The 7274-nt window shown below is 63.8% G+C and carries 5 protein-coding genes and 2 pseudogenes; 4 read left to right on the top strand and 3 right to left on the bottom strand.

Features of this window, described 5'->3' with window-relative positions:
- Together AB5Y64_RS16720 and AB5Y64_RS16715 are read left to right on the top strand one after the other, a co-directional pair.
- Window positions 1-1753 (top strand): annotated as a pseudogene (locus tag AB5Y64_RS16720) (Tn3-like element TnAs1 family transposase); the annotation flags it as partial.
- Window positions 1754-1810: 57 nt separating this feature from the next.
- Complete coding sequence (locus AB5Y64_RS16715) at window positions 1811-2053, top strand: transposase (RefSeq protein WP_000844627.1); 243 nt, start codon at window positions 1811-1813, stop codon at window positions 2051-2053.
- A gap of 31 nt (window positions 2054-2084) precedes the next feature.
- Here the strand turns inward: AB5Y64_RS16715 and tetR(A) are convergent, their stop codons facing one another.
- Window positions 2085-2735: a tetracycline resistance transcriptional repressor TetR(A) gene (gene tetR(A) / locus AB5Y64_RS16710; protein ID WP_000164043.1), complete on the bottom strand. Its 651-nt coding sequence runs from the start codon at window positions 2733-2735 to the stop codon at window positions 2085-2087.
- Between the two features lie 105 nt (window positions 2736-2840).
- On the opposite strand from tetR(A), the gene tet(A) reads away from it, so the two are divergent.
- Window positions 2841-4040 carry a tetracycline efflux MFS transporter Tet(A) gene (gene tet(A), locus AB5Y64_RS16705; RefSeq protein ID WP_000804064.1) on the top strand — a complete coding sequence of 400 codons (1200 nt, stop codon included), beginning with the start codon at window positions 2841-2843 and terminating at the stop codon, window positions 4038-4040.
- A gap of 31 nt (window positions 4041-4071) precedes the next feature.
- Here tet(A) and AB5Y64_RS16700 read toward each other — a convergent pair whose 3' ends face one another.
- Window positions 4072-4956, bottom strand: coding sequence for a DMT family transporter (locus AB5Y64_RS16700; RefSeq protein ID WP_000058717.1), 885 nt, complete (start codon window positions 4954-4956; stop codon window positions 4072-4074).
- A 137-nt stretch (window positions 4957-5093) separates the two neighbouring features.
- Entirely contained in the window at window positions 5094-5486 is a 393-nt protein-coding gene (locus AB5Y64_RS16695) for a cysteine hydrolase family protein (RefSeq protein WP_001351729.1), read from the bottom strand.
- A gap of 3 nt (window positions 5487-5489) precedes the next feature.
- On the opposite strand from AB5Y64_RS16695, the pseudogene AB5Y64_RS16690 reads away from it, so the two are divergent.
- Window positions 5490-7241: pseudogene (locus tag AB5Y64_RS16690) on the top strand (Tn3-like element TnAs1 family transposase); the annotation flags it as partial.
- Window positions 7242-7274: the final 33 nt, after the last annotated feature.

Genomic DNA, 7274 nt, shown 5'->3' with positions numbered 1-7274 from the left:
GCCGGCCGCGCAAGGCGTGCTGGCAGCCGTGCAGACCCTGCGTGAGATGAACGCCGACAACCTGCGCAAGGTGCCGGCCGATGCACCCACGGCCTTCATCAAGCCGCGCTGGAAGCCGCTGGTGATCACCCCGGAAGGCCTCGACCGGAAATTCTACGAAATCTGCGCCCTGTCCGAGCTGAAGAACGCCCTGCGCTCCGGCGACATCTGGGTCAAGGGCTCGCGGCAGTTCCGCGACTTCGACGACTACCTGCTGCCGGCCGAGAAGTTCGCCGCACTCAAGCGCGAGCAGGCCCTGCCCCTGGCGATCAACCCGAACAGCGACCAGTACCTGGAAGAGCGTTTGCAGCTGCTGGACGAGCAGTTGGCCACCGTCACCCGCCTGGCCAAGGACAACGAGCTGCCCGATGCCATCCTCACCGAGTCAGGGCTGAAAATCACCCCGCTGGATGCGGCGGTGCCGGATCGGGCGCAGGCGCTGATCGACCAAACCAGCCAGTTACTGCCGCGCATCAAGATCACCGAACTGCTGATGGACGTGGACGACTGGACGGGCTTCAGCCGCCACTTCACCCACTTGAAGGACGGGGCCGAGGCCAAAGACAGGACGTTGCTGCTGTCCGCAATCCTCGGTGATGCGATCAACCTCGGGCTGACCAAGATGGCCGAGTCGAGCCCCGGCCTGACCTACGCCAAGCTGTCCTGGCTGCAAGCCTGGCACATCCGCGACGAAACCTATTCGGCGGCCTTGGCCGAGCTGGTCAACCACCAGTATCGCCACGCCTTTGCCGCCCACTGGGGCGACGGCACGACCTCATCCTCCGATGGCCAGCGCTTCCGCGCGGGTGGCCGGGGCGAGAGCACCGGGCACGTCAACCCGAAGTACGGTAGCGAGCCGGGACGGCTGTTCTATACCCATATCTCCGACCAGTACGCGCCGTTCAGCACCCGCGTGGTGAATGTCGGCGTCCGCGATTCCACCTATGTGCTCGACGGCCTGCTGTACCACGAGTCCGACCTGCGGATCGAGGAGCACTACACCGACACGGCCGGCTTCACCGATCACGTCTTTGCCCTGATGCACCTGCTAGGCTTCCGCTTCGCGCCGCGCATCCGCGACCTCGGCGAAACCAAGCTGTACGTGCCGCAGGGCGTGCAAGCCTACCCGACGTTGCGCCCGCTGATCGGCGGCACCCTGAACATCAAGCACGTGCGTGCCCACTGGGACGACATCCTGCGCCTGGCCAGCTCGATCAAGCAGGGCACCGTCACCGCCTCGCTGATGCTGCGCAAGCTCGGCAGCTACCCGCGCCAGAACGGACTGGCCGTGGCCCTGCGCGAGCTGGGCCGGATCGAGCGCACGCTGTTCATCCTGGACTGGCTGCAAAGTGTTGAACTGCGCCGCCGCGTGCATGCCGGCCTGAACAAAGGTGAGGCGCGCAACTCGCTGGCCAGGGCGGTGTTCTTCAACCGCCTTGGGGAAATCAGGGATCGGAGCTTCGAGCAGCAGCGCTACCGGGCCAGCGGCCTCAACCTGGTGACGGCGGCTATCGTGCTGTGGAACACGGTGTACCTGGAACGCGCCACCCAGGGGTTGGTCGAGGCCGGCAAGCCGGTGGACGGCGAGCTGCTGCAATTCCTGTCGCCGCTGGGCTGGGAGCACATCAACCTAACCGGCGATTACGTCTGGCGGCAGAGCCGCAGACTGGAAGACGGGAAGTTTCGGCCCTTACGGATGCCCGGAAAACCTTAGCGTACGATTTTTTCCGAATTCTGCGGGCTCCCCTATCTCATCTGCGCAAGGCAGAACGTGAAGACGGCCGCCCTGGACCTCGCCCGCGAGCGCCAGGCGCACGAGGCCGGCGCGCGGACCCGCGCCACGGCCCACGAGCGGACGCCGCAGCAGGAGCGCCAGAAGGCCGCCAGAGAGGCCGAGCGCGGCCGTGAGGCTTGGACGCTAGGGCAGGGCATGAAAAAGCCCGTAGCGGGCTGCTACGGGCGTCTGACGCGGTGGAAAGGGGGAGGGGATGTTGTCTACATGGCTCTGCTGTAGTGAGTGGGTTGCGCTCCGGCAGCGGTCCTGATCAATCGTCACCCTTTCTCGGTCCTTCAACGTTCCTGACAACGAGCCTCCTTTTCGCCAATCCATCGACAATCACCGCGAGTCCCTGCTCGAACGCTGCGTCCGGACCGGCTTCGTCGAAGGCGTCTATCGCGGCCCGCAACAGCGGCGAGAGCGGAGCCTGTTCAACGGTGCCGCCGCGCTCGCCGGCATCGCTGTCGCCGGCCTGCTCCTCAAGCACGGCCCCAACAGTGAAGTAGCTGATTGTCATCAGCGCATTGACGGCGTCCCCGGCCGAAAAACCCGCCTCGCAGAGGAAGCGAAGCTGCGCGTCGGCCGTTTCCATCTGCGGTGCGCCCGGTCGCGTGCCGGCATGGATGCGCGCGCCATCGCGGTAGGCGAGCAGCGCCTGCCTGAAGCTGCGGGCATTCCCGATCAGAAATGAGCGCCAGTCGTCGTCGGCTCTCGGCACCGAATGCGTATGATTCTCCGCCAGCATGGCTTCGGCCAGTGCGTCGAGCAGCGCCCGCTTGTTCCTGAAGTGCCAGTAAAGCGCCGGCTGCTGAACCCCCAACCGTTCCGCCAGTTTGCGTGTCGTCAGACCGTCTACGCCGACCTCGTTCAACAGGTCCAGGGCGGCACGGATCACTGTATTCGGCTGCAACTTTGTCATGCTTGACACTTTATCACTGATAAACATAATATGTCCACCAACTTATCAGTGATAAAGAATCCGCGCGTTCAATCGGACCAGCGGAGGCTGGTCCGGAGGCCAGACGTGAAACCCAACAGACCCCTGATCGTAATTCTGAGCACTGTCGCGCTCGACGCTGTCGGCATCGGCCTGATTATGCCGGTGCTGCCGGGCCTCCTGCGCGATCTGGTTCACTCGAACGACGTCACCGCCCACTATGGCATTCTGCTGGCGCTGTATGCGTTGATGCAATTTGCCTGCGCACCTGTGCTGGGCGCGCTGTCGGATCGTTTCGGGCGGCGGCCGGTCTTGCTCGTCTCGCTGGCCGGCGCTGCTGTCGACTACGCCATCATGGCGACGGCGCCTTTCCTTTGGGTTCTCTATATCGGGCGGATCGTGGCCGGCATCACCGGGGCGACTGGGGCGGTAGCCGGCGCTTATATTGCCGATATCACTGATGGCGATGAGCGCGCGCGGCACTTCGGCTTCATGAGCGCCTGTTTCGGGTTCGGGATGGTCGCGGGACCTGTGCTCGGTGGGCTGATGGGCGGTTTCTCCCCCCACGCTCCGTTCTTCGCCGCGGCAGCCTTGAACGGCCTCAATTTCCTGACGGGCTGTTTCCTTTTGCCGGAGTCGCACAAAGGCGAACGCCGGCCGTTACGCCGGGAGGCTCTCAACCCGCTCGCTTCGTTCCGGTGGGCCCGGGGCATGACCGTCGTCGCCGCCCTGATGGCGGTCTTCTTCATCATGCAACTTGTCGGACAGGTGCCGGCCGCGCTTTGGGTCATTTTCGGCGAGGATCGCTTTCACTGGGACGCGACCACGATCGGCATTTCGCTTGCCGCATTTGGCATTCTGCATTCACTCGCCCAGGCAATGATCACCGGCCCTGTAGCCGCCCGGCTCGGCGAAAGGCGGGCACTCATGCTCGGAATGATTGCCGACGGCACAGGCTACATCCTGCTTGCCTTCGCGACACGGGGATGGATGGCGTTCCCGATCATGGTCCTGCTTGCTTCGGGTGGCATCGGAATGCCGGCGCTGCAAGCAATGTTGTCCAGGCAGGTGGATGAGGAACGTCAGGGGCAGCTGCAAGGCTCACTGGCGGCGCTCACCAGCCTGACCTCGATCGTCGGACCCCTCCTCTTCACGGCGATCTATGCGGCTTCTATAACAACGTGGAACGGGTGGGCATGGATTGCAGGCGCTGCCCTCTACTTGCTCTGCCTGCCGGCGCTGCGTCGCGGGCTTTGGAGCGGCGCAGGGCAACGAGCCGATCGCTGATCGTGGAAACGATAGGCCTATGCCATGCGGGTCAAGGCGACTTCCGGCAAGCTATACGCGCCCTAGGAGTGCGGTTGGAACGTTGGCCCAGCCAGATACTCCCGATCACGAGCAGGACGCCGATGATTTGAAGCGCACTCAGCGTCTGATCCAAGAACAACCATCCTAGCAACACGGCGGTCCCCGGGCTGAGAAAGCCCAGTAAGGAAACAACTGTAGGTTCGAGTCGCGAGATCCCCCGGAACCAAAGGAAGTAGGTTAAACCCGCTCCGATCAGGCCGAGCCACGCCAGGCCGAGAACATTGGTTCCTGTAGGCATCGGGATTGGCGGATCAAACACTAAAGCTACTGGAACGAGCAGAAGTCCTCCGGCCGCCAGTTGCCAGGCGGTAAAGGTGAGCAGAGGCACGGGAGGTTGCCACTTGCGGGTCAGCACGGTTCCGAACGCCATGGAAACCGCCCCCGCCAGGCCCGCTGCGACGCCGACAGGATCTAGCGCTGCGTTTGGTGTCAACACCAACAGCGCCACGCCCGCAGTTCCGCAAATAGCCCCCAGGACCGCCATCAATCGTATCGGGCTACCTAGCAGAGCGGCAGAGATGAACACGACCATCAGCGGCTGCACAGCGCCTACCGTCGCCGCGACCCCGCCCGGCAGGCGGTAGACCGAAATAAACAACAAGCTCCAGAATAGCGAAATATTAAGTGCGCCGAGGATGAAGATGCGCATCCACCAGATTCCCGTTGGAATCTGTCGGACGATCATCACGAGCAATAAACCCGCCGGCAACGCCCGCAGCATCGCGACCGTCATCGGTGAGAAGTTCGGCAGGTATTGGGTGGTGACAATGTAGGTGCTGCCCCAAATGGCAGGTGCTATCGCTGTGAACAATAAATCGGGCGTGCGTAATGACATGCGATTACAAGACCTCCGCTACGGCGATGGGTTTTTGAGAGTTGCAGGCGCCGCGATGACCGCACCCTGACTTGGACTGGCCCTGCCTCGCACCAATCCACCTGCGGCTATGGCCGCGATCATGCGAGGCCCGAAAATTACACGACCTGTACACGTCCGCCGAACCCGGAACGCAACAGAGCTTCGTGGGCATCCCGATCCGGGTCGTAGCAGCAGTCCTGGACCAAACGCACGTCGTAGTCCGCATCACTAGCCCAGGCGACGCTTGAAAGAACAACGCCGGTGGTGCTTATCCCGGCCATGACAAGCGTGCTTACGCCGCGCGTCCGAAGGTCGGCGTCGAGCGCCGTGCCATAAAAGACGCTGGCTCGCGGACATGCATAGAAAAGGTCGCCCCGTTCGATCGCAAGCCCTTCGACGGGCAGACCGGTGCGAAATCGTCCGCTCGGGAGATACGGTGAGATTTGGCGATTCGTCGCCGGCGGCGCATGTTCATACTCTTCGCCGAGCGAAAAGTTGGGGAACAGCACGGGCCGGCCGCGCAAGGCGTGCTGGCAGCCGTGCAGACCCTGCGTGAGATGAACGCCGACAACCTGCGCAAGGTGCCGGCCGATGCACCCACGGCCTTCATCAAGCCGCGCTGGAAGCCGCTGGTGATCACCCCGGAAGGCCTCGACCGGAAATTCTACGAAATCTGCGCCCTGTCCGAGCTGAAGAACGCCCTGCGCTCCGGCGACATCTGGGTCAAGGGCTCGCGGCAGTTCCGCGACTTCGACGACTACCTGCTGCCGGCCGAGAAGTTCGCCGCACTCAAGCGCGAGCAGGCCCTGCCCCTGGCGATCAACCCGAACAGCGACCAGTACCTGGAAGAGCGTTTGCAGCTGCTGGACGAGCAGTTGGCCACCGTCACCCGCCTGGCCAAGGACAACGAGCTGCCCGATGCCATCCTCACCGAGTCAGGGCTGAAAATCACCCCGCTGGATGCGGCGGTGCCGGATCGGGCGCAGGCGCTGATCGACCAAACCAGCCAGTTACTGCCGCGCATCAAGATCACCGAACTGCTGATGGACGTGGACGACTGGACGGGCTTCAGCCGCCACTTCACCCACTTGAAGGACGGGGCCGAGGCCAAAGACAGGACGTTGCTGCTGTCCGCAATCCTCGGTGATGCGATCAACCTCGGGCTGACCAAGATGGCCGAGTCGAGCCCCGGCCTGACCTACGCCAAGCTGTCCTGGCTGCAAGCCTGGCACATCCGCGACGAAACCTATTCGGCGGCCTTGGCCGAGCTGGTCAACCACCAGTATCGCCACGCCTTTGCCGCCCACTGGGGCGACGGCACGACCTCATCCTCCGATGGCCAGCGCTTCCGCGCGGGTGGCCGGGGCGAGAGCACCGGGCACGTCAACCCGAAGTACGGTAGCGAGCCGGGACGGCTGTTCTATACCCATATCTCCGACCAGTACGCGCCGTTCAGCACCCGCGTGGTGAATGTCGGCGTCCGCGATTCCACCTATGTGCTCGACGGCCTGCTGTACCACGAGTCCGACCTGCGGATCGAGGAGCACTACACCGACACGGCCGGCTTCACCGATCACGTCTTTGCCCTGATGCACCTGCTAGGCTTCCGCTTCGCGCCGCGCATCCGCGACCTCGGCGAAACCAAGCTGTACGTGCCGCAGGGCGTGCAAGCCTACCCGACGTTGCGCCCGCTGATCGGCGGCACCCTGAACATCAAGCACGTGCGTGCCCACTGGGACGACATCCTGCGCCTGGCCAGCTCGATCAAGCAGGGCACCGTCACCGCCTCGCTGATGCTGCGCAAGCTCGGCAGCTACCCGCGCCAGAACGGACTGGCCGTGGCCCTGCGCGAGCTGGGCCGGATCGAGCGCACGCTGTTCATCCTGGACTGGCTGCAAAGTGTTGAACTGCGCCGCCGCGTGCATGCCGGCCTGAACAAAGGTGAGGCGCGCAACTCGCTGGCCAGGGCGGTGTTCTTCAACCGCCTTGGGGAAATCAGGGATCGGAGCTTCGAGCAGCAGCGCTACCGGGCCAGCGGCCTCAACCTGGTGACGGCGGCTATCGTGCTGTGGAACACGGTGTACCTGGAACGCGCCACCCAGGGGTTGGTCGAGGCCGGCAAGCCGGTGGACGGCGAGCTGCTGCAATTCCTGTCGCCGCTGGGCTGGGAGCACATCAACCTAACCGGCGATTACGTCTGGCGGCAGAGCCGCAGACTGGAAGACGGGAAGTTTCGGCCCTTACGGATGCCCGGAAAACCTTAGCGTACGATTTTTTCCGAATTCTGCGGGCTCCCC

This window comes from Aeromonas sp. R5-1 (genome assembly GCF_040908265.1).
In the GTDB taxonomy this organism is placed as follows: Bacteria; Pseudomonadota; Gammaproteobacteria; order Enterobacterales; family Aeromonadaceae; genus Aeromonas; species Aeromonas caviae.
Note: the sequence above shows the minus strand (reverse complement) of the source record. Positions and strands in the feature narration are given on the sequence as shown.